The following is a 25,890-nucleotide window of genomic DNA, read 5'->3' as shown; positions in this document are numbered from 1 at the left end:
TAAGAGCAGCGCGCGGCGGTGGTACTCGTAGAGCCCGTCGAACTGCGGCCGATCACAAGTTGGAGCGCAGGTCGGCATGACCGGATCTTTGGATTTGATCTATGACCTGTGCGAGGTGGTGCGAGGTAGCCCATGCGTGCCAGTTTGAGGCGTTGCCGGGCCCGCCGACGCCCTCCGCCCGCGCCGCAATCTGATGGTCGCCCCAGGAAAAGTCTCGTCCTTCTGGATGCCAGTGGTCGGAGACCACCAGCGCGTTGCACAGGTCGTACATCGCAGGTCTGTCGGTCTTGCCTTGTGGCCAACGGTAGATCCACCACACCTCATCGTGGGTGTAGCGCAGACTCGGCATAGGTCGCCAGGCAGCTCCGGCCGCTCCTGGATGGGCGATACCGTAGTCCGCGTAGTGGATGCCGAGGTCCCACACGCGCTGCCACAGTTGCAGGTCCCAGCGCCGCAGCGGTGTGGGCGTGTAGACCGGGAGGTGCGAGATGCTCTGCGGCATGGCACCGGCGGCGACCGTAATCGAACGCCAACGGTAGCGCAGAGCCCAGGACACGCATTTGCGGACGATCGGCTCGACTCTGGTCAGATCGCGTTCGGATCGCACCTCGAACACGTCACCTCTATCTATGGTCAACGTTAGGTGACCGATTGACAACTCCCCGTCCTTGCTCTGGCGGGCAGTCGAGACGTCGCGAGCCCAAGGACTTTCGTTCACCACGAAAGCCGATTGAGTCGGCCTCGGCCCGCGAGACGTTTAAGCCAACGGCCACTGGCACATCCCGGAGCCAAACGTCGGGCGCGCGATGGGTCGAATTTGATCTTTGAGTCCGCTGTTCACGACAGTGAGCCACTCCGTTAGCACGGGGGTGGTCAACAGCGAGGTTGCTGAGGTGTCCCTGCTGTCGTAGAGCGGTTGATGTGTTTCCCGGTCTGACTGGTCCAGACAGGTCATCGGTACGTGCGTGGTTCGTTGAACAGGATGAGGTGTCGCATCGAGGTGATCTCCATGGGCGCTACGGCGAGAGTCAACCAGCCCGACCTCCTGGCCGGATGGCTGCACAACACGCAACCCCGAGTCCGAGGGCACCGGCCACCACCTACTGTCGGCGGTTTGCGGTTCGCGTTCTACGGGCGGATCTCCACCGCCGACTACCAGGACGCCGCCTCGTCACGGGCTTGGCAACTCGACTCGGCACATCGGACCATCACCTACCAGGGGAAGATCGTCGCCGAGTACTTCGACATCGGCTGCTCCCGGCGGGTGCCGTGGCACGCCCGCCCGCAAGCCGCCGCACTATTGACCGCCGCCACCGGGCAGTGCCGGATGTTCGACGCGGTGATCATCGGCGAGTACGAACGCGCTTTCCACGGTGACCAACTCACCCACGTCGCCGCCATGCTGGCCGCTCACGAGATCCAACTGTGGCTCCCCGAGACCCGCGGACCCATCGACCTGAACGACCCCACCCACCAAGCCCTGGCCATGCTGCTCGGACATCAGTCGGAACGGGAGGTCCTGCGCGCCCGGTTCCGCACCACGATGGCCATGCGCGCCCAAGCCCGCGACCAGGGCCGCCACCTCGGCGGACGGCCACCCTACGGCTACCGCCTCGCCGACGCCGGACCCCACCCCAACACCGCACACGCCCGCTGGGGACGCCGACTACACCGACTCGAACCCGACCCGATCACCGCACCACACGTACAATCGATCTTCGCCCAGCGGATCGCCGGAACCAGCGCCGCCGGCATCGCCCGCACCCTCAACCACCTGGGTGTGCCATCCCCATCGCAGTACGACCGCACCCGCAACCCGCACCGGACAGCAGAAGGCTGGACAGTACGGACCGTCGCCGAAATCCTCGCCAACCCCCGCTACACCGGACGGCAGGTGTGGAACCGGCAGCACACCGACCACCAGGAAACAGAGCCCGGAGACCGGCGCACCAGCCGAGGATCGGTACGGCGATGGAATCCACGAGACCAGTGGATACTGTCCACCCGGTTGGTGCACCCGCCGCTGGTCAGCGAGACGGACTTCGTCCAAGCCCAAACCGTCAACGCCGTCGCCACACCCGAGGACGGCCAACCACGCCGGTACCTACTCACCGGACTGGTCATCTGCCGAACCTGCGGCCGACAGGCCGACGCACACTGGATACACGGACGATCCGGCTACCGGTGCCGACACGGCCACACCAGCGCCAGCCCACCACAACCTGGCCGGCCCAAACCGCTGTACCTACGCGAAGACCTGCTCCTCGCCCGCATCGCACGGCAACTCCACGACCGAACGACAGAAGCCGACGACGGCCCACGAGCCATCGCCGCCTATCTGCGGGCGAACCAGATCACCCTCACCTGCGATGCCGACACCATCACCCTCGGCCGCCAGCCGTCGCCAGCAGGAATCCCGCGCCAAAAGCAACGACCCCCACCCGAACCGCTCGAAAACATGAACGGCTTTGGTGGGGGTTAACGTGTCCGAGCAACACAAACCAAAACCCAACCGGGTCCCACCCTATCGGCGTTGATCCCGTTGGCTTAAAGCCTTCGTATTGCGGCGTTCCTGCTCGACCCAGTTGGGGAGTGCTTGGAGCGCCGCTCTTTTTGTTTCAACGCCTTGCCGGTTGTGTTGCTACTTAAAGCCTATCCCCGGGTACTGTCACTGTACACCTTTGTCACTATACCGTGGATGCCGCGCTCCGTCACTGGGTTGGTGCGCAACAACGTTTGTTGGCTCGGGATCGAGACACAAGCCCGGTGCGGCTCGGTGGGATCCCTTGCAACCCACCAGAGCAATACTCGACTTTATTGTTGCGGCCGGTGTGTTGGTCGTCGGACAGGCACCATGCAGGATCAGCGAGATGGTCGCGGAGCCGATGACGTCGAAGGCCGCGGCGGCGAGCTCAGAGCCGCCAGATACCCGCCGGAGATGATCCGGAGTATCTCCGATGGGCCGAACACTGCAGATCCCACATGGAGCGGCTTAGCACCGACCCCACGGCTTGACCTCGAGGAAGAGGAGGGTGTTGGTGCGGCCGCCCCGCCCTCTACGATGGATCACTAGATCGGGGCGCATGCGGGTGGTGTCCGCCGGGTTCCGGTTCTTGCGGCGCGCGGGCCGTGCCTCGCGCTCATAGAGCTAGCTGACGCGGCGAGCGACAGGCTCGGCATCGACATCGCGGACGAGACAGTTGCAAACCTGCAATGGGGTGTCGCCACCCAGCTATCTGATCAAGCTCGCGGCGGGCGGATTCCCGTGTATCGCATCAGGACTCAGCCTGCAGTGAGTTCCGGCTGTTGAGCTTCGTCCCAACGAAGCAGATGGACAGGACGAGGGTACGTCGATGAGGTGTGACGAGGTTGCGCAACAGGCAGGCGAACCCACCGACTGGCACCGGCGCCCTTCAGTGTTCGAGCGAGATTCGGCAGAGCAGCCGGGACGGCGGCAGCGAGACTGCGCGGGCCATGGAGCGGTCAATCCCACTTCGTCTTCACGTCGTACTGCAGGTACTCCCACGGGTCGTTGTTGCGCAGACCGGGCGGGACGGTCTCCTGGAGCTCAAGCGAGACCTCCTGACAGATGAACTGCGTAATCCCGAGGACGGTCAACTGAACCTCGTACCAGGTGCGCACCTGAGCAGCATTGTCCTCAAAGGTCGACGTGGAGTCCTCGCCGGGTTTGACGTGCGTGAGAACGTTTCGCCTGGTGACCCAGTCCATCCAGTTGCCGCGAATGCGGTCCCACACGTGGAGCGGCGCCTGCGGCTTCGCCTCCCTCATGAGAAGGTCGATGGAGTACTGGAGGCCACGCTTCCGCTCACCCGGGGCCGGTTCGGGGGCAGGCCGAAGTGCCTCGGCGAGGCCGCCGGTTCGCACGTAGAGCGCGGTGCCTGCCAGCTCTGGCCACGGCTCGGCGATGTCCTGGAGGTGTAGGACCTGCTCGACAAGTCCCTTGTACGCCGCCGTGATGTGCGGGTCCGTTGGATACCAGGCCGGCACCATCGGCAGTGACGGATCGAGCGTGCCGGGCACCATGCCGAGCGTCCAGCCGCGAATGATTGGTGAGAGCGACTGGGGACGTACGGTCAGCTGGGGCGCATCGGTGTCCATGCGCCGCTGGACTGCTTCTACGAGATTCGAGGAGAGCTCATCGGAGAACCCAGTGTTGCGGAGGCCGGCGAGCAGCCAGGTGGCGAGTACAGAGTGCTCCAGGGACAAGGCCAAGTCGTCGGCAGCCGCCGCCTCAAGCGAGGGCGCGTCGAAGCACCACTTGGCGTCGTAGTCCTGCGCCCGGGCCGCGAGCCACTCCAAGTCGCATCCGAACTCTCCGAGGCGTTCGCCCAGCTCATCATGTAGGTCACCGCTCGCTAAGAGCAGGTGATAGAGCTCCGCGAAGACCAGCGGCGAGAGCTGACAGGTCAGCTCTCCCACAGGACCAGCTCCAGACGCTGGGCCAGCGGAAGGACGACTGCCGACGTTTCGACCGGCTCCAGAGCCGCCGCGGGCACCGGGATGCGCCCAAGGTCGGTGGCGGAAATCGACGGGATCTGCGCCCCGACGGTGAACACCTGTCGCACCCTGTACGCATCCTGCCCGTTGAGGTAGTGCGCCAACGCGGGGCCGAGCGAGGGATCTCGCAGCCGGAGCACCAGGACGTGGCTGTCAGCGACCACGCGAGCATCGGCAATGCGAGCGTGCGGCAGATTCCCGACGGCCGCCACCAGGAGGTCGCCCGGCTGCGCGACCGTCTGGTTCCTCTCTTCCTCGGGCGCCCACCGACGGGGAGCCTTTCCGCCAAGCATCGAGACGTCGGCGACGGGCAGGTAGCCCGGTGCCTCTTCCTCAATGGCAAGCATGCCCGTGTTCCTGCCCCGCACAATCTCAACGCAGAAGTTCGCCAGCGGCTCGCCTGCAGTCAGGACTGACGGGTCTGGCGTCGCGAGCGCCATGCGCCACTCGGTCGTCCGCAGATCGGTCGTCTGCCACCAAGTCTCAACTGCCTCTTCCTCGTCGACGTGTGTCGAGTCCTCAATGGCACGGAGGGGGCCGGTGAGCCGGCGCAGTCGTTCGATTGGCGGGACTGGAACGGTGGCATCAAGAAGCGACGACGCCTCGACAGCAGCTAGGGAAGCCCCCTGCGAGAGATTGGCCCGCAGGCGGTGCCCGCTTTCGCTGCTCAGTACGGCCCAGAGCCACAGGCCGAGCTCGGAGTCGAGCGGGCGCAATGCTGAGAAGCGCGCGGCAACTAGCGCGCCGCGGAGGTGTTCAGAGACCAGCACGGCCGGGCCGAGGCCGACGCGCGGCACCAACACGTCTCCGGGACGTAGCTCGGTACCAACCTGGAAGACCGCGCCCTGGTACTTCTTGCTTCGTCGCCGGACGCCGCCGCCGTCGGGGTCAATGCTCGCAGGAGTCACCACCGGTGACCCGGAGTCCGCGAATGAGCCCGGAGCGAGACGGGTTGTGAGCTTGCGGAGCGGAACCTCGGGATCCGAGGCGGGCCAGCGGAAGGCCTCGGCGGTGAGGCGACCGGGCTCCCAGTTCCGCTGGAGCCGCAAATCGAGAATTGCACTGGTGAACATGGCGATCTACTCGCCGTCCAGGTGCTCAAGCGCCGCGTTCATGGCCGCGCCGGTCTCTGAGAGCTGAGCCGCCCAGTCCTCGCCAAGCTGGGCAACAAACGTCTCCCCGGGCTCGGCGCGGTCGATCACCAGCAGCACAGCGCGGATTGTGGTGCCCTCGAGCGCACCCGCCGGGAGGCCGATCAGGGCACCGACCCGGTACTCACTCGCGAGGTACCGGCGGTACGACTCCAGCGTCTGCTTGAACGTGATGTTGTTCGGCAGCAGGAACACCGCGCGGCCACCGGGGCGCAGCTTGCGCACGCATAGGTCGATCGCAGCAACCTCAATCTCTCGTGCAGGCACCCCAGTGGGCAGGGTCCACGGCCGCCGCATCGGAGGTCCGAATGGTGGGGCCGTCACGATGACGTCCGCCTCGGGGAGCTCCGTGGTGAAGGCGTCGCCAGTGGTGATCGTGGCCGGCGCCGGCGCAGTCCGAGCAATCTGCTCGGCAAGCTCGGCAAGCTGCGTGTTGATCTCCTGCCCGACGAACTCGACCGGACCGTCCAGATCCCGTGCGCGATCCATCGCGGCCCAAAGGAAGTTGCCTGTGCCGCAGAAGGGATCAAGAACTGTGCCGACGAGCTTCTTGCCGATGAGGCGGCCGACAGCGTCGGCGATCACCGGAGCGGTTGTGTGTTCCTCGGCTTGTGGTCCCTTGAGGGCGAAGGACGCGAGCGCTCGACGCCGGGCCTGCCAAAGCACGTCGTGACGCACCGGAACGAACTCGCCGCTGGCGGTTTCGATCCCGGGAGTCGCCGTCTCCGCCAGCAATTCTGCCGGCGGGAAGAAGATGTCGCGATGACCCTTGCTGCGGGCCTTTTCCGCCTCGAACCACAGGCGATCCATCAAGAGTGCGGTGGCCAGTGCAGGATCCGTCAGGGATCCAAAGTCACCGTGGACCGGAACCACCGGGCCATTGACGGGCACCATCGAGCGCATGCTCCGGTCGGCACGGAACCACTGGCTATTGATAACTGCATAGTGCTCCACCGTGCCGAGCAGCTCACGCCACTTGCGCAGCTGCGAGAGCGCTACTTGGGGCTTGACGTTTGCGCCGCTCTTGACCTCGACAGCGAGCCACGGGACGAGGTCGCCGTCAGCGTTCGCGGCGTAGGCGAGCGCGTCAACTCGGCGGCTGGAGTGGCTGTCGATCTTAGGATCAAGCTGGACCAGCCGATAGCCGGCAGCCTGCAGCTTGGCGCGGATTTCGGCGCGGCCTTCCCGTTCCTCAACCATCTGATTCCCCTCCTCCCAACTCAAGCAGGCCGGGGATGCTATCACGGCACATGATCCGCGCCTTGGCACTGTTCAGGTAGCTACCCAGCTCCGATAGGCTCGCGGCGGAGTCCGGCACTGGCACGAGCGCCATCAGTAGCCGGGGCGGGATTACCTGGTGTTCCACGCCTGCACCTTCTCGTCGAGCTCTGCCCGTGCGCGTCCCGCGGTGAACGCGCCGGCTCGCATGCGGTCAGGCCCAGACCTGCTGAATCCGTGCAGTTGCAGCCGTGCTCGGACCTGACTCACGTCAGACACCTCGCGGGCTTCCGGTTGCACACGCAGATCCCTTCCCGGCGCTACGCCACCGACGTTGGCGCCTCGGTCGTGCCGATCCCCATCGCCAAGGGCATCACCCGCTGGCCGCCACCGCGCTGCCCACCGCCACTGGCGGCTACCGCGGCGTCTTCCTCACGGCGCCATGACGTGCGTCACCGCAGCTGTCGTGCTCGCCAATGTGCCCGGCCACCGCCGTAAAGCCACAGCAGGCCGCGCGTGGGATCGCCGCCCGCCCCGATCAGGGAATGGTCAACGCGGTGAGGGCATGGCAGAGCGCCTCGGCGTCGGTGATGGCCTGCCGGCACTGCCGCTCGGTGAGGGTGAGGCGCTGGCCGAAACGGGCTGTACTGGCAGGGACCTTCGTCAGGAATTTCGCGTCGACGAGCCCGTCGTTGTGTGTGAACACGTGCCGCATCGCCCAGAATTCGATCAGCCGCTCCCACCGGTCGGGCTCGAGCACGGTACGCAGGTCCGGGTATCCGGCCGCGACGAACAGGTCCGCGGTGTCAGCCAGCCGTTGGAAGACGTTGCCCTTGCCGTTGAGCCGCTGCTGTGCGTCGACGACGGCATCGCGGAACACCGCCGAGCCAAGAGCCTCTACGATCCCGACCAAGTTTTTCAGGGTGTCAACCCACAACCGGGTGAACACGCCCTGCTCGCGCAAGCTGGCAGCCGTCTCCGCGGGCAACTCTTCCAGGCCGTCCAGCCGTGCCGTCTCGGCGCTCAGCGCATCCAGCGCCACCACCATGGCCGGCAGCGTCCCGCACACCGGGCAGAAGCGATGCTCGCCGAACACCGCGTACCGCAGCGAACAGCCCGCGCAGTTCCGGACCCGGATCAGCTTCTCCTCGTCGATGGCCGGCAACGGCTCCGGGTAGAACGGCTTCGACCTGTACTGGATGCGGATGCTGAACCCGGATCTCGACCGCGACGACCGCCGCCGCGGCGACCGGAAGCGGCTGAACGCGTCATCGAGCGCCTGCCCGACGATCTGCATCCCGAGGTCCCCGGCCGCGCGCATTGCCCGGTCGAGCTGCTGCTGGGTCATGAACTCGCTGTGGTCTTCGTGGTGGCCGCAGTACACACACCAAAGTTCAAGATCATCGGGCAGAGCCTCGTAATCATCGCCATCGACCCGGAAGATCTGCCGGCAGCTCGGACACTGCCGACCGAAGAAGCCATGCTCGTCGCTCGGGATGCTCACCCGCACCTCGAACGAGTCGCCGTCACGGCCAACGATGCTTGCACCCTGCGCCATCCGGAACTTGGCGAAGCCGTCCCACGAGCCGCCGGTCACGTCCCACATAGCTGCCAAGTGTGCACCTTGGGTACGACACTTCCGCCATTCATTTTCGGCAGCGGTCATGCCCGAGTCGGCGCCGACCCGCTCGAGCCCACGCCGGAGCATCGGAGCGCTGGTGCCGGATCCTGGCCGACCGCGGCCCCCCTCCCCGCGAGACCCCCCAAACTCCCACAACCGGGCGCGAGCTTGCCCTGGGTGGGTCTTGCCGGGTCAGCGCCGATCAGGTAGATCGGCGGGACGTTACGGGGTGGGTGTTGAGGCAGGACTAGATGGATCCACTTGCTCTTCCCTCTGTCAGTCTGGCAGAATCCTTGTGTCTACAGACTGGCAGATTGGGGACAGCGTGCGGCGGATCGAGATCGATGACGACGTGTACGCCGAACTGGAGCGGAACGTCAAGGGCTTCGAGCAGCCGAACGACGTCCTCAGGCGGATGCTCCTAGAAAAGAGCCACTCCACCCCGGGAAGCTCGGGAGGTCCCAGCCCGGCCGCGCCGTCCATCCCAGGAGCTCTCACGGCCCTCATCGAGAAAGGGTTTGTGAAGGCGGGCGACACTCTGAGCCACGTCCAGGTGCGAAAAGGGCGGCGCTTCGCCGCGACCGTCGAGACCGATGGCTGGATAAGGACCGAACTCGGCCGATACAAGGAGCCCTCGCCGGCGCTGGGCAAGCTGGTGGGTACGTCGATCGACGGGTGGGCGTACTGGATTCATGACCCGACGGGGAAGTCCCTTCGACGACTGCGCGCGGAGAGCGGCGCTGCCGGCCGGGGAGGCCGCTGAACAAGCACCAGTCCACCGGGGCATCGACTTCTGGTCGTCAGAGCCTCTGCGTAGGCGGACCTCGTCGTTGGGTTTCTGTCGACATGCCCCGGGCTTCAGTTACCGCTGCGGCGCCAGCCGGCAATGACCCGCCCGCTGCTTCAGCAGGTGTTCGAATCAATTAAGGGAAGGAAGCAAGGAGTGGCTTCCGCGCACTCGTCGGTCGAGGATCCGCAGGGGACGGTCCTCCAGGCCCTGTACGACCACTTCCGCAGCCACGGGGTATGGCCAGAGTTCGACCGCGTAGACCGCCAGCTCAGGCGAGCGGCGAAGATTGACGTCGCCCAGGTGGCCGTCGGGATTCCCGAAATGCTTTTAGTGACTCATGCACCGCGGGGCGTCGCGCCCAGGGGCCACGACCTGATGCGGCTCACGCTAGCCGGCATGGAGCGCTGCAATGGAGGCCAGGACGATGTTGAACTCTTCCTCCGCGCCCTGCGCTGGTTAGCGCGATACGAGGAACAGCATGACCCCGAGCCAGGCGAGACGACACTGACGGTAACCCGAGCCATGCTTGCGAGAGGCCTCCGTGTGCCCTTACGAGAGGCACGCCAGCTTCGCAGGCTCTTCGAGGTGCTCTACTGGGAGCGGTGGGGCGGAGAAGGCAGCTGGCGTGCACTCGATAGCGACAACTGGCACGTGAAGGTTGGTCGAGATGTCAGGCATTTCTTGCGTGTGAGGAGCGTCGACGACTTCCTCGAGGCGACAGCGGGCTGGCTCGGGCCTCATGCGCCCAACGTTGAACCACGTGCTGAGCCGTCGCCCCACTCTCCTGAGGAAGCGGGCAGCTACATCGACGAGCGCATCTTCGACCTCATCAAGCAGGCAAACGGACGGCGATGGGATTGCACGAAGTTCCTCGTTCTCCTGCGTGAGCTCGATGACAACTGCCGTGCCGGCAACGCATACGCGGCACACGCGTTGTTGCGTGCCCTGCTGGATCACGTACCGCCGCTGTTTGGTCAGTCGTCGTTCGCGCAGGTTGCTAACAACCATCCGTGGGGTCGGACCGACGGCAGGTACGTCAAGCGGCTAGTAGCCTTTCGTGACCAGGCCGACGACGTGATGCATCGCCAGATCGCCAAAATCCCTTGTCTGCTGTCTATGGACGACATGCCGGCCCGTGCTGCTGTCAACCGCTTCCTGGCAGGCTGTGCGGATCAACTCGCCTAAGGTCCGATCGCTGCTTAAGGAGGAGGCGTAGCGGCCGCCGACGGAGCGGGCGACCGGCGGCAGCAACCACGAGCGGCGACCAACACGTGGTGCTCTCAAAGCAGGTACGAGTCGACGACCCCTTCGCCCGCGAATCGCCCGGTACGCTGCTTCCTGCCGCACGCCAACGGTCACCCGCCGCCCTGACAGCGCCAGCCCGAAGGAGTTGGTCTTGCGAAGTGAAGGAAATCAGAGCAGTTGATCTATAGCGCTGCAGGTCAAGAAGCCTGCTCCCCGCGCACGCGGGGGTGATCCCGCTGACGGCGAGCTGGAAGTAGAGCGGGTCGACTGCTCCCCGCGCACGCGGGGGTGATCCCGACAGCGTGAACGTGCCGTTGCTGTTGCTGGTCTGCTCCCCGCGCACGCGGGGGTGATCCGCGACCGCCAGCCTCAGCCACCCGGGCGTACGCGCTGCTCCCCGCGCACGCGGGGGTGATCCCCTCCAGCCATACGACGCCGACGCTCGCGCGCGCTGCTCCCCGCGCACGCGGGGGTGATCCCGCCCGGCGGCGGTAGGGGCCCTTGATGTGCCGCTGCTCCCCGCGCACGCGGGGGTGATCCCCCGTTGTTGGGTATGGAACAACGACAGGTTGCCTGCTCCCCGCGCACGCGGGGGTGATCCCACCCCTGGTCACGCAGTTGACAGCACCACCCGCTGCTCCCCGCGCACGCGGGGGTGATCCCGGACTCGTGCCGTGCGTGTGTGGACGGGCGAACTGCTCCCCGCGCACGCGGGGGTGATCCCACGTGGACGCGGCAAACGTACGCGCCGACGTCGCTGCTCCCCGCGCACGCGGGGGTGATCCCGGAAGTCACGTCTTGATCAAGACCCTAGGCCCCTGCTCCCCGCGCACGCGGGGCGATCCCGGCTTGCGGGCCATGGTGCGGCCTCCCCTCGTCTGCTCCCCGCGCACGCGGGGGTAATCCCGCCCGCTGGGATGCCTGGCCGAGGCTCAATGTCCTGCTCCCCGCGCACGCGGGGGTGATCCCCAGGAGAGCTGCGACTGAAGGATCTGTTCACCCTGCTCCCCGCGCACGCGGGGGTGATCCCAACAACACGCCGCCAGCCAGGCCTGTCAACGCCTGCTCCCCGCGCACGCGGGGGTGATCCCTATCTGAATGACCCGCTGGGCCGGGAGGGCGCCTGCTCCCCGCGCACGCGGGGGTGATCCCGTGACGGCGGACCTTCTGTCCGCGTACTGGTCCTGCTCCCCGCGCACGCGGGGGTGATCCCCGGACCCTCTGGGCGAAGACCTCGCTGTAGTCCTGCTCCCCGCGCACGCGGGGGTGATCCCGAACGACTCGGCGGTCATGTGAGAGGGAAGGACTGCTCCCCGCGCACGCGGGGGTGATCCCGTGTCGGCGTCAGTGAGTGGCAGATGTTCGCCCTGCTCCCCGCGCACGCGGGGGTGATCCCCCGGGGACACGGTACGGCCGAACCCGTCCGACCTGCTCCCCGCGCAGGTGGGGGTGATCCCGGCGGTCGTCGTTGCGGAACCGGATCGTGGCCCTGCTCCACGCGCACGCGGGGGTGATCCTTCCGCGCGGTCGAATTCCACGATCTGGATTCCCTGCTCCCCGCGCACGCGGGGGTGATCCCTTGTGGAGGCACGAGGCGTCACCGCAACGAACGTGCTCCCCGCGCACGCCGGGGGACCCCACCTACGGGACAATGCTCGCCCTGTTCGTGCCCGGCTCCCCGCGCACGCGGGGGGTGATGCGGGTAGATGTCCAACCTCCGGAGCAGTCTCAACTGCTCCCGCCCACATGGAAGCCGAACTTTCAATCTGGACCTTGTAGGTTCGGCTAACCGGTGTCTTCCTCACCTTGTTTGGGAGCGCCACCGAGGTGTGGCCGAGTTTCTGGAGAACGATGTCCGAAGCGCCGGCGTTTTGATGCTTTGCTCCAGCCGCGGGACAGGGCGGGGTTGTAGGTCCGTCGGTCGGTGGGTCGACGGATCAGCGTGATGCCGTCGAGGTCGACAGGCTGCCAGTGGTGGTCGTGAACCTGGAAGCGCAGCCGTTGTTCACCTGGCTGTTGATGGACGAGCAGGGCTCGGCCAGGCCCGGCCATCTCGACAACTTTGGCCCAGAGGCGTTGCCGGATTCGGCTGTTCACGTGGCCCACGTACACGCCGGCGGATATCTCCAGCAGCCACTGAGTCAGATGGCCGCGCAGCCCTTCGGGGCAGGCGGTAAGGATGATGACGGTCATCAGAAGTCGGCTTCTCCGCCGTAGTTGCGGCCACTCGTGAGTTCGTAGCCGCTGTCGTCCCACAGGCGTACGGTGTCGCTCTCTGCCTCCTCATCGAGCCACTCCTCATCGATCGGCCCGGTCGGGCCCGGATTGAGCAGCAGAGTGCGGATGTCGCGTACGCAGCGGGAGAGGAAGGCGCCGTCGTGGATGCGGTCGCGGACGGCACGGCGGGTGTCCGCGCCGATGTCGGTCGACCCGCTGGCGGCGATATCGAAGGCGACCGGGATGGTGATGTCGGCCTTGTAGAGGTCGGCGATGTCGTAGACGAAGGATCGGTCGTGCCCGGTGTGGACGAAGCCGAGGCCCGGTGAGGCGCCGACAGCGACGATGACGGCGTGCACGACGCCGTACAGGCAGGCGTGGGCGGCGGACAATGCCTGGTTGACCGGATCGCTGTCGGTGAAGTCGTCCGGGTTGTACTCGCGGTTGTTCCAGTTCACACCGGTCCGCTTGGCGTGCTCGCGGTAGCTGCGGCGTACTCGGGCTCCCTCTTTGCCGCGGAGTTGCTGCATGGTGAGGGCGGTGGTGTCTTCGCCGGGGAAGCGCATCCGATACATCTCCCGCGCGACCTGGAGCCGCCGGTCGCGGTGCGTGACCGCGGCGGCCTGGGCGACGAGGAGTCGGCTGGATCGGGCCAGGGGGCGTCCGTGGGCGTAGTAGCGCACGCCGTGTTCGCCGACCCAGACCGCGGTGGCGCCGTTGTCGGCGAGCAGCATCATCGCTTGCTGGGTGATGCTGGTGCCCGGTCCGAGCATCAGCACGCCGAGGGTGGCGGCCGGGATGTGGGTGACGCCTTTGTCGTCGGTTGTGGTGATCGCGTTGCTGTCGCGGTGGATGACGCAGCGTTCGAGGTAGATGAAGCTGAGCCGGTCCTGCGCGCGGTTGAGGTCGGCCAGTTCCGCCGGTGGGACGCCGGGGATCTTCACGGGCGGCCCTGGACGGGAGCGAGGGTGAGCAGGCCGCAGCCGTATGCCTTGGCGTGCCCGATCCCGCTGGTCAACGCGCTTCGGAAGGCGTCGGCGTCGAGGACCTGGAGGATGCCGTCGTAGGTGGCCGTGGTGAGGGTGACGGTTCCCATGCCGCGTTTGAAGGACTGCGTCTGGCGCCGGTGCAACCGCAGGTTGGGGCGGCCGTCCTGCTGTGTCGCGAGGGCGAAGCCATGTCGCTCGGCCCGGGCGAGTAGCCATGCGGTTTGTTCGTGCTCGCGGAGGTAGCCGAAGCGTTGCGTCTCCTTCGCCTCGGCGGTTTTTCGTCCGCTGTGGGTCGGGTTGGCGGTGAGGCGGAACGCCCACTGCTGTCCCGGTCGCAGCGAGGCGAGCAGGCCGTCGTACTCCCGGGTGGTCCAGGCTTCGTCGCTGGTGGGCCAGCCGGCCTGCTCGACGAGGTGGGTGAGGTCGGGTCGTCCAGGGCTGACGATGTAGAGGTGGACGGTGGCGGTGGCCGGGGTGTCGAGGCGCCATAGCGTACGAACGCCGGGGCGCTCGTAGTCGGCGGCGTCGGCGAAGGCGGTGCGGACGGCCGCGTGCATGGCGTGTGGCGAGGCGAGAAGCTTGCGGGCGTTGCGGCGGGCGGCGTTGATCTGGAACCGGGTGAGGAACATGCTCAGCCTCCCAGCAGGCTCAGCGGGTCGTGCTCGGTGATACCGGCCCGTTCCGCGAGGTCGTTGGTGACGTCGACGTGCCGGCGCACCACGGAGCGCCAGGTGTGTTGCCGATGTGCGGGGTCGAAGCTGACCGGCTCGTCGGGAACGGTTTCGGTGACCGGCTCCCCTGGGCGCGCGTCTCGGATGATTTCCAGGCGGACGGTGTGGGCGGCCTTCTTGCGGTGCCAGTTGGCGGCGAGCCAGGGCCACTGGGTCAACGCGTCGTCGAGGGTGTCGTCGTGGACGCCGAGGTTGATCGGGCCGACCGGTGGGCAGGATCGACGGCCGAGGTAGAGGGGGAACTGGGGGCGGTCCAGTGCTTCGGCCAGGCCGGTCAGTAGGGTCTGTTCGCCGCTGACGGCGGCGAGGAAGACCGCGTCGGACAGGTAGAAGCGGTAGGTCAGTGGTGCGCTGCGGCGGCCGTCGAGGGATCGGGCCGTCTGGAAGTCGCGCAGGATCTGGCCGGGCTGGTCCAGGCGTACGCCGAACTGGAGGCCCAGCAGGTCGGTGAGCGGTTGGGTGCGTCTCATGCCCTTGGCGGCGGCGAGCAGGCCGATGACGCCGCTCTTGGTCGGTGCGACCTCGGTGCCTCGTCGGGCGAAGCGGCTGGACGAGCCCCACGATTGCAGTGGGCCGGCCAGTTTCAGCAGCAGCACACTCATGCCGGCTGCCCGAGTGCCACGGTGACCTGCTCTCCCACGGCGGCGACGAGTTCGCTGAAGGTGACTGCCTTGCCCAGGTCGGCCAGGACTGCGGTCCGCTCGCCGACCTGGGTGACCCAGGCACCGGCGGGTCGTTCCCCGTAGGCGCTCTCGACCGCCACGGTGTGCTTGGCTAGTGCCTCGGCGGCCAGTTCGATGCGTCCGGCGGCGTGGGTCTCCCGGATGGGTGTCTCGAAGGCGCCGACGAGGTTGATCGGCTGGGTGTCGCGCAGCCGGACCAGCACGGCGTCGGGGAGCGTGCGGTGGGCGAAGGTGTTTTGCTTTCCGGTCGGCATGCTGCGGGCGAATGCGGTCAGGAACGCTTCGACGGCGGCCCGGGTGGCTGTGGCGTCGCCGAGGGTGCGGTGTAGCGCGTCGACGTCCACGGTGGCGTACCGGTACAGGGTGGAGGAGTTGAATTCGACGGTGCCGATCATGCCGGCGCCGGTTTCGGCGGCGTCGGCTTTGCGGTCGTCGACGGCGGTGAAGTAGTCGAATTCGTTGTCGACGGCGTGGACGCTGATGGCGTGGGAGACCTGGCAGGCAGCGTCGACGTTGATGTCGGTCATGTCGGCGACCATCCGCCCGAACATCGCGATGTCGACGGAATGCTCCGAGTCGACCAGCGCCTTGAACCGGGCCTTGTCGAGGGTGCCGCCGGTCTGCGCCGCTTCCAGCGCGGCGGCGGCGAGGTTGTCCAGCTGGCGGTGGCTCAGGAACAGCAGGTAGCCGGACTCGACGTCCTTCAGCTCGCCCTTCTTCTTGTCGACCTTGGCCAGCCCACCAGCCACGAAGGTGTCGGCGGCCAGCGCTGACGCTGCTTCCTCGGACATGCTCGGGTCGAGCGCCCGGATCCGCGCGGCGAGGGACTCCCCCACGCGCTTGGTCCGCTCGCCGAGCTGGGAGCGGTCGAGCAGGTCGCTAAAGGAGAGCCGGATCGCCCGTTTCCAGGCCTGGCTGGACACCCGCGCACGCCGCACGCCGCCGTAGACGGCGGTCTTCGGTGAGCCGGTGTCGTCGCGGTTGAGGTTGCTCGGCGGCACGGTCTGCAGGGCGTAGACGTCGATGATGGTGCGGCTCATGACGGATCCTCCTCGGAATTGTCAGTGTTCGGAGCGTCAGCGTCGGTGCTGGGCCGGCTGCGGAAGAACTCCCGCCCCCAGATCGCCTGGATCTTCGGGCGGCGGCCGGGGATGCGCAGGGTCTGGAGGTCGTCGGCGAGCAGACCGTAGTCGAGTGGGATCTGGTGTTCCCGCAGCATCGTGATCAGGCTGCGCAGGTGGTAGATGCTCTCGGGGTAGGTGCTGGCGGTGCCGAGGGCGGCGAACCGTCGCCGTACCCCGTCCGGCCCGGCCGACCTGCGGACCAGGTCGGCCATGGCGTGGCCCAGCCCGCGTCCGTCGGCGTGCATGCGTTCCCGACGGGACTGCTGGTGCAGCGCGTACAGGGTGACCGCGTCGTGGGCGGCCTGTTCGGCGTCGGTCGGCTCGGTGTCGTCGGCCGGGCGGCGACCCAGCAGGTGCTCCGGCACCTGCACGTACCGCTCAAGGGTGAAGTCGAAGCCGGGGGTCCGGCCGATACCGCGCCGCAGTCGCGCGAGTGCGCTGACCGCCTCGGGTTGCGGCACGGTGCTCAACGCCCGCGCCTGGAGGCGGCCGACGGTGCGGGCGACATGCTCGCCGAGGTCCCGGCGACGCCGGTACCGCACCTTGTGGGGTGGGCCCGCCGGATCGGCTTCCACTGCCGTGGTCATGCTGGTTGCTCCTGTCTCTGCTGCGGGGACTCGACCCCCATCGGCAACGCCTTGGCCAGACCGGTGCGGAACCACGCCTCGGCCTGCGAGCTGGAGTAGTGGACATCTCGGCCGGCGCGGTCCTTGCCGGTGCGGCCGACCCATGCCGTCGGGCCTGCCGCTTCCACCAGCCCGGCACCGAGCCGACTGATGGCCCGCCAGACCAGCCGCTGCCACTGGCCCCGCTCGGCGGCCGGGTCGCTGTCCGGACCCAGGCGCGCCAGCCAGTCGCGGAACTGACGGTCCAGCAGGGCGTACGCGCGCTCAGCAGCGCGGTCGGCGGCGCCACCCTCGGTGTCCCGGCTCCCAGCGGCACGAGCCAGGTTGTCGGCGAGCCTGCGCAGCACCGTCACCGCGGCCTCGGCGTCGCCGGCCGCGTCGACGGCTGTCGCGCGCAGCGCCGAGTCCGCCACCAGCAGCAGCACGTTCATGGTCAGCGCATCGCTGAACACCTCGTCGACAACGGACTGCTTGGCGCCGTAGGTGATGCTCACGGCACGGGTGCGGGTCTGGAAGTCGGTGCCGACGACGCCGGTGACGGTGAGCCGGGCCAGCCACTGCACCACCATCGGCGGCAGCCGCTGCGGCGGCTCACCACCGGGCGGTGGCGGCGCGGGAAGCAGGGTTTGCAGCCCGCGCCACAGGGCCCGGCCGTGGTCGTGCGGTCGGGGCAGGTAGATCGGGGTGCGTTTCTGGTCGCGTTCGCGGGGTGCGCTGCGACCCCAGACGCTCATGGGTTCCAGCAGGTGCCGGTCCTGCCATTCGATCCGGTCGCCGTTGGCGATCAAAGCTCCGGTGATGCCGCCGGCATCACCGAACAGCCGGATGCGGCGGGACTGCCAGGTGTAGAGGCTGAGCAACCCGTACGGGCCACGCGTCGAGGCGGACTCCTCGGCGGCGGTGTGCGGCTCGCGTTCCCACACCGGCAGGTCCCGCTCGTCGGCTTCCCTCCAGGTGGGCGCGACCGGCACCAGGTTGAGCAGCAGGGTCTCCCGCAGGTTCGCGCCTTCCAAGTGGACGCCGCCCAGCCACCCGACGGATCCCGCGCCGATCGGATAGCCCTTGCCGTTCTTGGCCTGCGGGTCACCGACCGCTCCGGTCTTGATGCCGGAGCTGTCGTACGCCTGGCAGTGCACCACCCAGCGGGCCGCCTCCGCCGGGCTGATCAACTCCATGCCCGGTCCGGCGCGGGTGGTCAGGAAGGGCATCCCGTTCGGCACGTCGGCGATCAGCCGCTCCAGGCCGTACGTGTTCTCCTTCGCCGCCCGCAGGTCGGCCACCTGGTAGAACGGCTGCTGCGGATGCAGCAGGTCGAACCTGTCTCGGAAGGCGTCGAGATACTCGGCGATGTCGGCGGTCGGTAGTTGACGGCCCCGCCACAGCGCGCGCCAGGCAGCCTCCCCCAGCGGACCGTCCGTGGCGCGATGCAGGACCGCCAACGCGAGGCGCAGGATCGCGAAGCTCTGCGTGGGCAACGCGCAGGCGATCATGCGCAGGTCGCCTGCCTGCTCGAACAGGCCGCGCAGGGACACCTCGCGGCGGCTCCCCGCGATGTCCAGCACTGGAATCCACGCCTGGTCAACCAACGAGAACCCCTGCCACTCCGGCGGATTCGTCAACGTTGGCCACCTCCTTCGTCGCATCATCTAACCAGGATCATTGTGATGCTGCCTATATGGACAGACTTGCGGTCCGCCTGAACGTCGCTATAACCTTTCGCCACCGCCGTCCGGGATGGCGTTGTAGTCCCTCCGGTGGAGGGGTGATCCGCAGGATCAGTGGGACGCAGCATCGCTCCCCGCGTATGCGGGGCTTCCTATTCGTTCCGAAAGACACGGAGACCCTCGTGAGGCTCGTAGTAAAGATCGAAAGGGCCAATTCGCCCGTGACCCTCGCCGTCGATGTCGAGGACGAGCTCGCCAGCGAGCCACGGGTTGTCCTGCCAGGCTCTGACGTCGACCCGACCCTCGATCTCGGCGATCACGCCATCGATGACGTCAGCGGAGGTCATCGCACGGGGCAAGGGCAGGGTGCACCGAGCTATGGAACGAGCCAGGGTGAAACTCGGGGAGGAGGCAATAGGCACCCGTACTCCGCCCCCGTCGATCCATGGGGGGAGTACGAGACCTTCCGGGGTGCGTACCAGGAGTAGGACTTCGAGGGTTTCGGCGTCGGTGTCGCGGACGTGGCCCTGCGCCACGCGTTCGTCGGCGTCGCCGACGCCGCCGGAGAGCCAGCCGATCAGGGGCACGCCCGGTTCGGCGACGGCGGCCAGCCGGAAGCTGTCGGCCTTCGACTCCTTGGTGGCGATCTCGTCGCGTTGCCGGGCCTCCGCGTCGACCATGGCGGGCTGCCAGGACTCGGGGCCGACCGGCGTGTCGCCGTAGGCGGTCTGGGTGATCGGTGCGATGTCGCGCGGCAGCCGCACCGGTTCGCCGTCCAGATAGGGCAGGAGAACGGCGGCGCTGCGCAGCAGGGTGGCCGGCTGGTAGACGCGTCGTGATCCACTGACCGGCTGGGGTGGTTCAACGCTCCAGTCAGCGCCGGTGATCCAGCAGGTCGCCTCGGTGAGCCGGGCGGGTCGGTCGGCGCGCGGGTGGCGGTGCAGCCGGCCGACGCGTTGCAGCACCAGGTCGACCGGGGCGAGGTCGGTGACGAGCAGGTCGAAGTCGATGTCGAGGGACTGCTCGGCGACCTGGCTGGCCACCACCACATGCCGGTGGGGGCGGTCGCCGCTGCTGCCCGGTGGACCGAAGGTGTCGCGCAGCCAGCGGTCCTTGGCGGCGCGGTCGACGGCCATGAAGCGGGAGTGCGCCACCGACACGGGGGTGTCCGGCCCCAGGGCCGTCCGTAGTGCGGCGGCGGTCTCCTGGACCCGGGCCACGGTGTTGCGGACGACGAGGGCGCACCCGCCGTCGGCGAGCCGGTCGCGGAGCAAGTCCACCAGTGCGGGCAGGTCGTCGGGTAGTCGCCGCAGTGTGACGTCGATGCCCCGTCCGGAGTCGCCGCAGCTGATGGCGGTGGCGCCGCGCTTGTCGGTGGAGACGGTGACCAGGGGGTATCGCAGATCGCCGCGCAGTGGGGCGTACGGGTCGATGCGTGGTGTGCCCCGGTCGCGCCAGGTCAGCGGCGGGGGTGTGCCGAGGCGGCCGTCGTCGTAGGCCTTCATCAGTTCGGCCCGTCGGTGTGCCGGCAGCGTCGCGGAGAGCACGACCACCGGTACGCCGTACGCGCCGAGCCATTGCAGCGCCCGGTCGAGGAACCGGCCCATGTAGACGTCGTAGGCGTGTGCCTCGTCGATGACGACGACCTTGCCGGCGAGGCCGAGGTGGCGCAGCACGAGGTGTTTGCTGCGCAGCGCGGCGAACAGTAGCTGGTCGACGGTGCCGACGACGAAGCTGGACAGCATCGTCCGCTTGGCTCCTGCCAGCCAGCGGTGCACACCGATGTCGGCGCCTCCGGCGTCCTCGCCGATGCTGCTGGGCAGCGACGTCGTCCGCAGGTCGTCGTAGTCGGGGTTGAGCGCGGCCTTGCCGTGGGCCAGCCGCACGTCACGGTCGCCCCGGCCCACCTGGGTGTCGGGCAGCCGGCGCAGCCAGGACAGCATCCGGCCGAACATGGCGTCGCTGGTGGCCCGGGTGGGCAGGGCCAGGTAGCAGCCGGATGCGCCGGTGCGGCGAGCCAGGATCTCCACCGCCGCCAGGGCCGCTTCGGTCTTGCCCTCCCCCATCGCCGCCTCGACGATCATCATGCCCGGTGTGGGCATGGTCTCGGCCAGGTCGGCGGCGGTGCGCTGCACCGGGCGTGGTGTCGCCCCCGCCGGCAGCGCGAACCGTGCCGTGAACAGCTCGTCGACGCTGGCCGGTGCGGCGGCGGGTCGCCATGGCACGGGCAGGTCCACCAGCTCCCACCCGGTGCGTAGCCGATCGGTGTCGCTGCCGGTGAGCAGGTAGGGGAAGTACTCCTCGTTGCTGGCGATCCAGTCGGCCATGATCACCAGGCCGGTGAGCAGGGCCTGCACGGGTTGGGAGACGGCGACATCGCGCCAGGCGGTGAACCGGTCTCCGGCGCCGGACCGGTGCGTCATCCAGGTCAGCAGTTCGTGCTGGACGGGCCGCCACGCGTCGCCGCCGAGCAGGTGGGGGCGCACCCGCACGTCGCGCAGGCCCATGTCGGTCGGCGGTACGCCGTGGTGCCCGCCGACGACCACGGCGTACGGGTGCGGGTCGGCCCAGTCCTGCTCGTGCAGCCAGTCGGCCAGCAGCACGTGCCCGGCGGTGGCGTGCGGTGCGTACCTGCGGTCGGCGGCGATCAGGTCCCGCTGGTAGCCGAGTCCGTGGTCACGCATCCGCTCCGCGAGGTTGTACGCCTGGTAGGCGAAGGCGGGGGTGGCCTTGCCGATGTCGTGGATGCCGGCGAGCCAGACGATCAGGGTGCGGGCGTCCGCTTCACCGGCGGGCAGCTCGTCGGCGATGCGGTGCCGGGCGGCGCGGCCCAGCCAGTGATCCCACAGGTGTCCGGCCACGTCGGCGGTGTCGGCCAGGTGTCGCCACAGCGGCAGCCATCCCACCGGGGAGGTGCCCCGGCGGTCGGTCTTGCCCCAGACCGTGCGTGCCGCCGCGCCCAGCGGTGGGGCGTCGGTGCTGACCCGGGCGTTCATCGGGCCACCGGCAGCAGCGGGCTCGGCGTGCCGCTGTGGGACAGGTAGAGCACGTCCCGGGCGCGGGTCAGCGCGACGAACAGCAGGCAGCGTTCCCGCTGGAGGTCCTGCCGGTGGGCGTGGGGATCCTCAGCGGCGGAGGTGAGCGCGTGTGGTGCCGGCAGCACGCCCGCGTCGAGCCCGACGACCGCGAGGCACTGGAACTCCAACCCCTTCATCCGGTGCATGGTGGCCACCCGCACCCCGTCGGTGCCGCGTTTGTCGTCGGCGACGGGGATGTGGGCGTCGCTCAGGATCCGGCCGACGGTCTTGACCAGTTGCCCGGTGCGCACGGCCACCCCGACCGCGTGCGGTTCGACGCCCTGGTCGAGCCAGGTGCCGACCCGCTCGATGAGCGCCTCGCACTCGCCGTCGCGGCTGACGTGCGCGGCGAGTTGGGGTGTCCCGCCACGGGTGACCGAGCGGTAGCCCCGCAGGGTGTCGTCCTGCCCGTCGAGCCCGATGGTGGGGTCACCGCCGAGGACCTTGACCGACAGGTCGAGGATCTCGTGGGTGGTCCGGTAGTTGACGCTGAGCCGGCGGGTGCGGCCCCGGACCTCGATGCCGAGGTGGGCCAGGGACACGTGGCTGTCGTAGATGCGCTGGTACGGGTCGGCGAGCAGGAACATGTCGTTGGGGCCGGGTGCCACCAGCGCCCGCAGCAGCCGCCACTGTGCCGGGTGCAGATCCTGCCCTTCGTCGACGACGACGTGCCGATACGGTGCCGGTGCGTGGCGGGCGATGGCGGCGGCATCGTCGGCGAGTTGGGTGTGGGTGCGCAGGCGTCGTTTGGCCAGCTCGCCGGTGACCGTCTCGATGACGGTCCACACCTGGTCGCGCTGCGCGGCGCGTAGGCCGGCGCCGCGTCCCCGGCGGGTCGCCTCGCGGTACGCCTCCCGGGTGGTCACCTGCTGGGCCAGCACCACCTGCTCCCACTCGTGGCGCAGGAAGGCAGGGCTGAACGTAGTGACTTGGCCGGCACGGTTGAGGTAGGTCGGGCCGGCCTTCGCCGCGGCCTCCCACAGCTGGTCGACGATCTCGGCGTCGGCGACGGTGACCCGGCCGCTGCCTCGGGTGACGATCTCGTAGGCGAGCTTGTCGACGCTGATCACGTCGATGCGGGCGCGTACCGCCGGGTCGTCGGTGAGCCGGTAGAGCTGTCGGGCGAGGGCCTCGGCGAGGGCGCGGGTGAACGTGGTGAGCAGGACCTTCTCACCGTCCGGTAGTCGCCGGGCGAGGAACACCGCCCGGTGCAGGCCGGTCACGGTCTTTCCGGTGCCGGCGCTGCCGGTGACCAGCGCCGGTCCGCTGTAGGTGTCGCGGTATGCCACGTCCCGCTGGGTCGGGTGCAGGAAGGTGCGCCACACGTCGAACGGGTGGGCGAGGATGGCCGCGAGTTCCACCGGACCTGAGACGAAGGCGATCCGCTCGGGGGTGCGTCGCGCCGCGGTCAGCAGGTCGTCGGTGTCCACCCCGGACACCGTCCGGTCGGCCAGCTCCGCCCAGACCTCCTCGACGGACAGACCGCTGGCCAGGCCCAGCAGCACGTCGAGTTGGCTTTCCGGCAGGCGTCCGGCCAGGCTTTCGAGTTGCTTGTCGGTGGTGATGACGCGCAGCAGCGGCAGCAGGTCCTCGTCCACACCGAGCCGGGTGAGGTCCGCGATCGAGACGTGGGTGAACAGTCCGGCACTCGCCGGTGCCGGTTCGGCGCGGGTGAACTCCTCGATGCCGACCTGGTCCCGCATCTCCAGCACCCCGAGGGTCTGGTTGACGGTGAATCGGCGGCTCACCGCGAAGGCGATGGCGTCGTCGTGGGGCAGGACGTCGAGCAGCGCGTACCTGTCCTCACCGAGCGCGAGCACCACCCCCCGGTAGAACTGGTCGATCCGGATGGTGCGGATGTTCGGGTCGCGCGCACCGGTCAGCTTCTCCAGGTGCAGGCCCGCGTGGGTGTGCTCGGCGAACTTGCCGATGGCGGCGTCGACGGCGCGCTGCACCCGCCGTTGCAGCCGGGCGTAGGCGGGCAGGAAGCCCCGGCCGATGGCCAACTCAGCCATACATCCCCCGATGACGGGCACCCTGGGCGCGGCCAGGAGCGGAATGGACGAACTGTCGCGCGCCGGACACGACCGGCGGCCTGGTTCACGCAGCATGGACGGCGGCACCGAGCTCACCGCCACGCATCGAGCCCATGATGCACCTTGTGAACTATGCTTGCAAGGGTCCTTCTGTGGGCAATGTTCACCAGAGTGGATGCGGCGTGCCGAACGGATGTGTCCGACGGTGACCGCTTCGGTCGTTATGCTGAGCCCCGTGGTGCCTAGCACGAGCCTCAAGGACCGCTATCGGCTGGCCCGATACCCGTTGGCCCATAAGGGAATGAGCGAGGTCTGGCCGGCCCACGACGCACTGCTCGACCGGCCGGTGATCGTCAAGTTCGTCGCTGCCACGGACCTGGATCTGGTCCGCCGCTTCCGCCGCGAGGCACTGCTCACCGCCCGCCTCGACCACCCCGGCGTACCCGCCGTCTACGACCTCGGCGAACACGCCGGCCACCCCTACTCGGTCCTTCAAAAGATCAACGGTGTCGCCCTGTCGGACCTGGTCGCCGAACACGGTCCACTCCCGATCGGCTGGGTGGCCGCCATCGGCGCCCAGATCAGCAGCGTCCTGCTCGCCGCCCAACAACTCGGACTCGTGCACCGCGACATCAAGCCCAGCAACGCCATGCTGGAGCCGAGCGGCGCGGTGAAGGTGCTCGACTTCGGCCTGGCCGCGATCCCCGACGACGACCGCTACTCCCGCATCACCCAGAGCGGGCAGGCGCTCGGCACGATCGGCTACATGGCACCGGAGCAGATCCTCGGCCAGCCGACCGACCACCGCGCCGACCTGTACGGCCTGGGAGCTACCCTGTTCGACCTGCTCACCGGCAGCCCACCCTTCGACGACCTGACCACCATGACCACCGTGCGGCAGCAGGTGGCCGCCACCCCGCCCCGACCCGCCACGCTGCGACCCGAAACCCCTGCGGCGCTCGACGACCTGGTGCACGCGCTGCTGGCGCCCACCCCCGACGACCGGCCAGACAGCGCCGCCGACGTCTACCGCGTGCTGGCCCCGCTGGCTGCGAACCTGCCGCCGATTCCGGGTGTGCTGGACGAGTCCGTCACCGCCGTTCAGGCGTACGCCGCGATCGTCGGGCGCACCCCGCCGCACCACGGGGCCACCGTCGCACCGGTCCGCGAGCCGTCCGATGTGGAGCTGGAGCAGGCTGTCCGGCAGGCCGAGCAGATGCAGGCCGCGGGCGAGTTCCGCGCCGCCGCCCGGCAGTGGCGGCGGCTCGCCGAGCACCGGGCCCGCCAGCACGGCGACGACGATCCCCAGGTGTTCGATCTTCGTCTGCGTGCCGCGCGTACCCATCTGGCGCTCGGCGAGCACGACCGGGCGGTACGACAGCTCACGACCCTGCTGGAGGGCCGGGAGCGGGTGGACGGGCCGGAGCACCCGGCCGTGCGGGAGCTACGCGAGGAAATCGCCCGGCTCAGCGCGGAACGAGCCGGCTCGCTTCCGCTGCCGCAGCAGTACGCACCAGACGCGGATCGCTGAACAGCCGGGGCAGCAGCGCTGCCTTCTGCTCGGCGAACCGGCGACCCCCGTAACGGAAGATCTGGGCGCAGTTCTGCCCGCGCGTCTCGGTCGTCATCGCCCGCGCCGCCAGCGGCGAGTACATCGTGCTGTGCGTCAACCAGGCCGCCTCCTCGCCGTGCCTGTCGAATCCCCGGCCGCTCCCCGCGTGCCCGAACACGTCATGGACCGCGCGGAACATGTCGTTCTCCCCGTCACTGAGGTACGGGTGGGGGTTGCCGCTGGCCGCACTGGCGAACACCTTCAACCGGCGCTGCCACACGTCGTCGATCATCGACTCGACGTCGGGATACGGGTCCTCGTCGACGATGCGCACCGTCACACCCAGGCCACCGAACTCCGCCCGCCCCACCAGAAGGTGGTACTGCTGGACGGTCTCCCGACAGAAGGCCGCGTAGGCGGCGTAGGCCCGCTCGTCACCCTGCGGGGCCGCCACGTACGCGTCGGCGATGGCCGCGCCGACGACGGGGTCAAGGCGCACTCGCGCGTACGCCTGGGACGGCGTGCCGGGAGCGTAGCGCCGCGCGCCGCGACAGACGTACGCGACCGGCGGGAAGCACGGGGACGCAACAGGTGACAGCGTCGGTTCGCGCAAGGGTGTTCATGGTCCTCCTCAGGTCGACGGGATTC

The 25,890-nt window shown here is 68.6% G+C and carries 19 protein-coding genes and 2 CRISPR repeat arrays; of the genes, 4 read left to right on the top strand and 15 right to left on the bottom strand.

The annotated features are described in order from the left end of the window. Positions 1-52 precede the first annotated feature (52 nt). Positions 53-718, bottom strand: coding sequence for a beta family protein (locus Van01_RS27060; RefSeq protein WP_272491669.1), 666 nt, complete (start codon positions 716-718; stop codon positions 53-55). A gap of 396 nt (positions 719-1,114) precedes the next feature. On the opposite strand from Van01_RS27060, the gene Van01_RS27055 reads away from it, so the two are divergent. Next, complete coding sequence (locus Van01_RS27055; RefSeq protein WP_239099333.1) at positions 1,115-2,482, top strand: recombinase family protein; 1,368 nt, start codon at positions 1,115-1,117, stop codon at positions 2,480-2,482. Positions 2,483-3,483: 1,001 nt separating this feature from the next. Here the strand turns inward: Van01_RS27055 and Van01_RS27050 are convergent. The 4 genes from Van01_RS27050 to Van01_RS27035 all read right to left on the bottom strand — a co-directional run bounded on the left by Van01_RS27050 (position 3,484) and on the right by Van01_RS27035 (position 8,493). Then, positions 3,484-4,440 (bottom strand): hypothetical protein, encoded by a 957-nt coding sequence (locus Van01_RS27050; RefSeq protein ID WP_204013335.1) that lies wholly within the window; start codon positions 4,438-4,440, stop codon positions 3,484-3,486. Then, positions 4,428-5,591 (bottom strand): restriction endonuclease subunit S domain-containing protein, encoded by a 1,164-nt coding sequence (locus Van01_RS27045; protein ID WP_204013333.1) that lies wholly within the window; start codon positions 5,589-5,591, stop codon positions 4,428-4,430. Before Van01_RS27045 ends, Van01_RS27050 begins: the two co-directional genes overlap by 13 nt. Positions 5,592-5,597: 6 nt before the next feature. Then, entirely contained in the window at positions 5,598-6,869 is a 1,272-nt protein-coding gene (locus Van01_RS27040) for an HsdM family class I SAM-dependent methyltransferase (RefSeq protein WP_204013330.1), read from the bottom strand. 556 nt (positions 6,870-7,425) lie between these two features. Next, entirely contained in the window at positions 7,426-8,493 is a 1,068-nt protein-coding gene (locus Van01_RS27035; RefSeq protein WP_204013327.1) for a hypothetical protein, read from the bottom strand. 340 nt (positions 8,494-8,833) lie between these two features. Here Van01_RS27035 and Van01_RS27030 point away from each other — a divergent pair, with 340 nt between their 5' ends. After that, positions 8,834-9,271: a restriction system modified-DNA reader domain-containing protein gene (locus Van01_RS27030; protein ID WP_204013325.1), complete on the top strand. Its 438-nt coding sequence runs from the start codon at positions 8,834-8,836 to the stop codon at positions 9,269-9,271. Positions 9,272-9,451: 180 nt separating this feature from the next. Further along, positions 9,452-10,483: a hypothetical protein gene (locus tag Van01_RS27025; protein ID WP_204013323.1), complete on the top strand. Its 1,032-nt coding sequence runs from the start codon at positions 9,452-9,454 to the stop codon at positions 10,481-10,483. A gap of 266 nt (positions 10,484-10,749) precedes the next feature. Then, positions 10,750-11,329: a CRISPR direct-repeat array (repeat unit 29 nt; unit sequence CTGCTCCCCGCGCACGCGGGGGTGATCCC). Positions 11,330-11,420: 91 nt separating this feature from the next. After that, a CRISPR array of direct repeats spans positions 11,421-12,122; the repeat unit is 29 nt; unit sequence CTGCTCCCCGCGCACGCGGGGGTGATCCC. 206 nt (positions 12,123-12,328) lie between these two features. Here Van01_RS27025 and cas2e read toward each other — a convergent pair. The 9 genes from cas2e to Van01_RS26980 form a co-directional block, all read right to left on the bottom strand. Beyond that, positions 12,329-12,736, bottom strand: coding sequence for a type I-E CRISPR-associated endoribonuclease Cas2e (cas2e, locus tag Van01_RS27020; protein WP_204013321.1), 408 nt, complete (start codon positions 12,734-12,736; stop codon positions 12,329-12,331). Continuing rightward, positions 12,736-13,704: a type I-E CRISPR-associated endonuclease Cas1e gene (cas1e, locus tag Van01_RS27015; RefSeq protein ID WP_204013319.1), complete on the bottom strand. Its 969-nt coding sequence runs from the start codon at positions 13,702-13,704 to the stop codon at positions 12,736-12,738. Before cas1e ends, cas2e begins: the two co-directional genes overlap by 1 nt. Next, complete coding sequence (gene cas6e / locus Van01_RS27010; RefSeq protein WP_204013317.1) at positions 13,701-14,378, bottom strand: type I-E CRISPR-associated protein Cas6/Cse3/CasE; 678 nt, start codon at positions 14,376-14,378, stop codon at positions 13,701-13,703. The genes cas1e and cas6e overlap by 4 nt, the downstream gene beginning before the upstream one ends. 2 nt (positions 14,379-14,380) lie before the next feature. Continuing rightward, positions 14,381-15,082, bottom strand: a complete 702-nt coding sequence (gene cas5e / locus Van01_RS27005) for a type I-E CRISPR-associated protein Cas5/CasD (RefSeq protein ID WP_204013315.1) — start codon at positions 15,080-15,082, stop codon at positions 14,381-14,383. Beyond that, on the bottom strand, positions 15,079-16,203 hold the full coding sequence (cas7e, locus tag Van01_RS27000) for a type I-E CRISPR-associated protein Cas7/Cse4/CasC (protein ID WP_204013312.1): 1,125 nt from the start codon (positions 16,201-16,203) through the stop codon (positions 15,079-15,081). The genes cas5e and cas7e overlap by 4 nt, the downstream gene beginning before the upstream one ends. Further along, a complete protein-coding gene (gene casB, locus Van01_RS26995) occupies positions 16,200-16,874 on the bottom strand; it encodes a type I-E CRISPR-associated protein Cse2/CasB (RefSeq protein WP_204013309.1) in 675 nt (224 codons plus the stop codon). The genes cas7e and casB overlap by 4 nt, the downstream gene beginning before the upstream one ends. Then, positions 16,871-18,532: a type I-E CRISPR-associated protein Cse1/CasA gene (casA, locus tag Van01_RS26990; protein WP_239099332.1), complete on the bottom strand. Its 1,662-nt coding sequence runs from the start codon at positions 18,530-18,532 to the stop codon at positions 16,871-16,873. The genes casB and casA overlap by 4 nt, the downstream gene beginning before the upstream one ends. A 197-nt stretch (positions 18,533-18,729) precedes the next feature. Next, positions 18,730-21,573: a CRISPR-associated endonuclease Cas3'' gene (locus Van01_RS26985; protein ID WP_204013306.1), complete on the bottom strand. Its 2,844-nt coding sequence runs from the start codon at positions 21,571-21,573 to the stop codon at positions 18,730-18,732. After that, on the bottom strand, positions 21,570-23,669 hold the full coding sequence (locus Van01_RS26980; RefSeq protein ID WP_204013303.1) for a UvrD-helicase domain-containing protein: 2,100 nt from the start codon (positions 23,667-23,669) through the stop codon (positions 21,570-21,572). Before Van01_RS26980 ends, Van01_RS26985 begins: the two co-directional genes overlap by 4 nt. 256 nt (positions 23,670-23,925) lie before the next feature. On the opposite strand from Van01_RS26980, the gene Van01_RS26975 reads away from it, so the two are divergent. Next, entirely contained in the window at positions 23,926-25,221 is a 1,296-nt protein-coding gene (locus Van01_RS26975; RefSeq protein ID WP_239099331.1) for a protein kinase domain-containing protein, read from the top strand. On the opposite strand, the gene Van01_RS26970 is transcribed toward Van01_RS26975, so the two are convergent. After that, the gene (locus Van01_RS26970) at positions 25,157-25,741 is read right to left on the bottom strand and encodes a hypothetical protein (RefSeq protein ID WP_204013301.1); all 585 of its coding nucleotides are present in this window, start codon (positions 25,739-25,741) and stop codon (positions 25,157-25,159) included. The two genes, Van01_RS26975 and Van01_RS26970, sit on opposite strands and share 65 nt — an antisense overlap. Between the last annotated feature and the right edge of the window lie 149 nt (positions 25,742-25,890).

Source organism: Micromonospora andamanensis (assembly GCF_016863495.1).
In the GTDB taxonomy this organism is placed as follows: domain Bacteria; phylum Actinomycetota; class Actinomycetes; order Mycobacteriales; family Micromonosporaceae; genus Micromonospora; species Micromonospora andamanensis.
The sequence above is the reverse complement of the archived record's forward strand: the minus strand, read 5'-3'. Positions and strand labels throughout refer to the sequence as shown.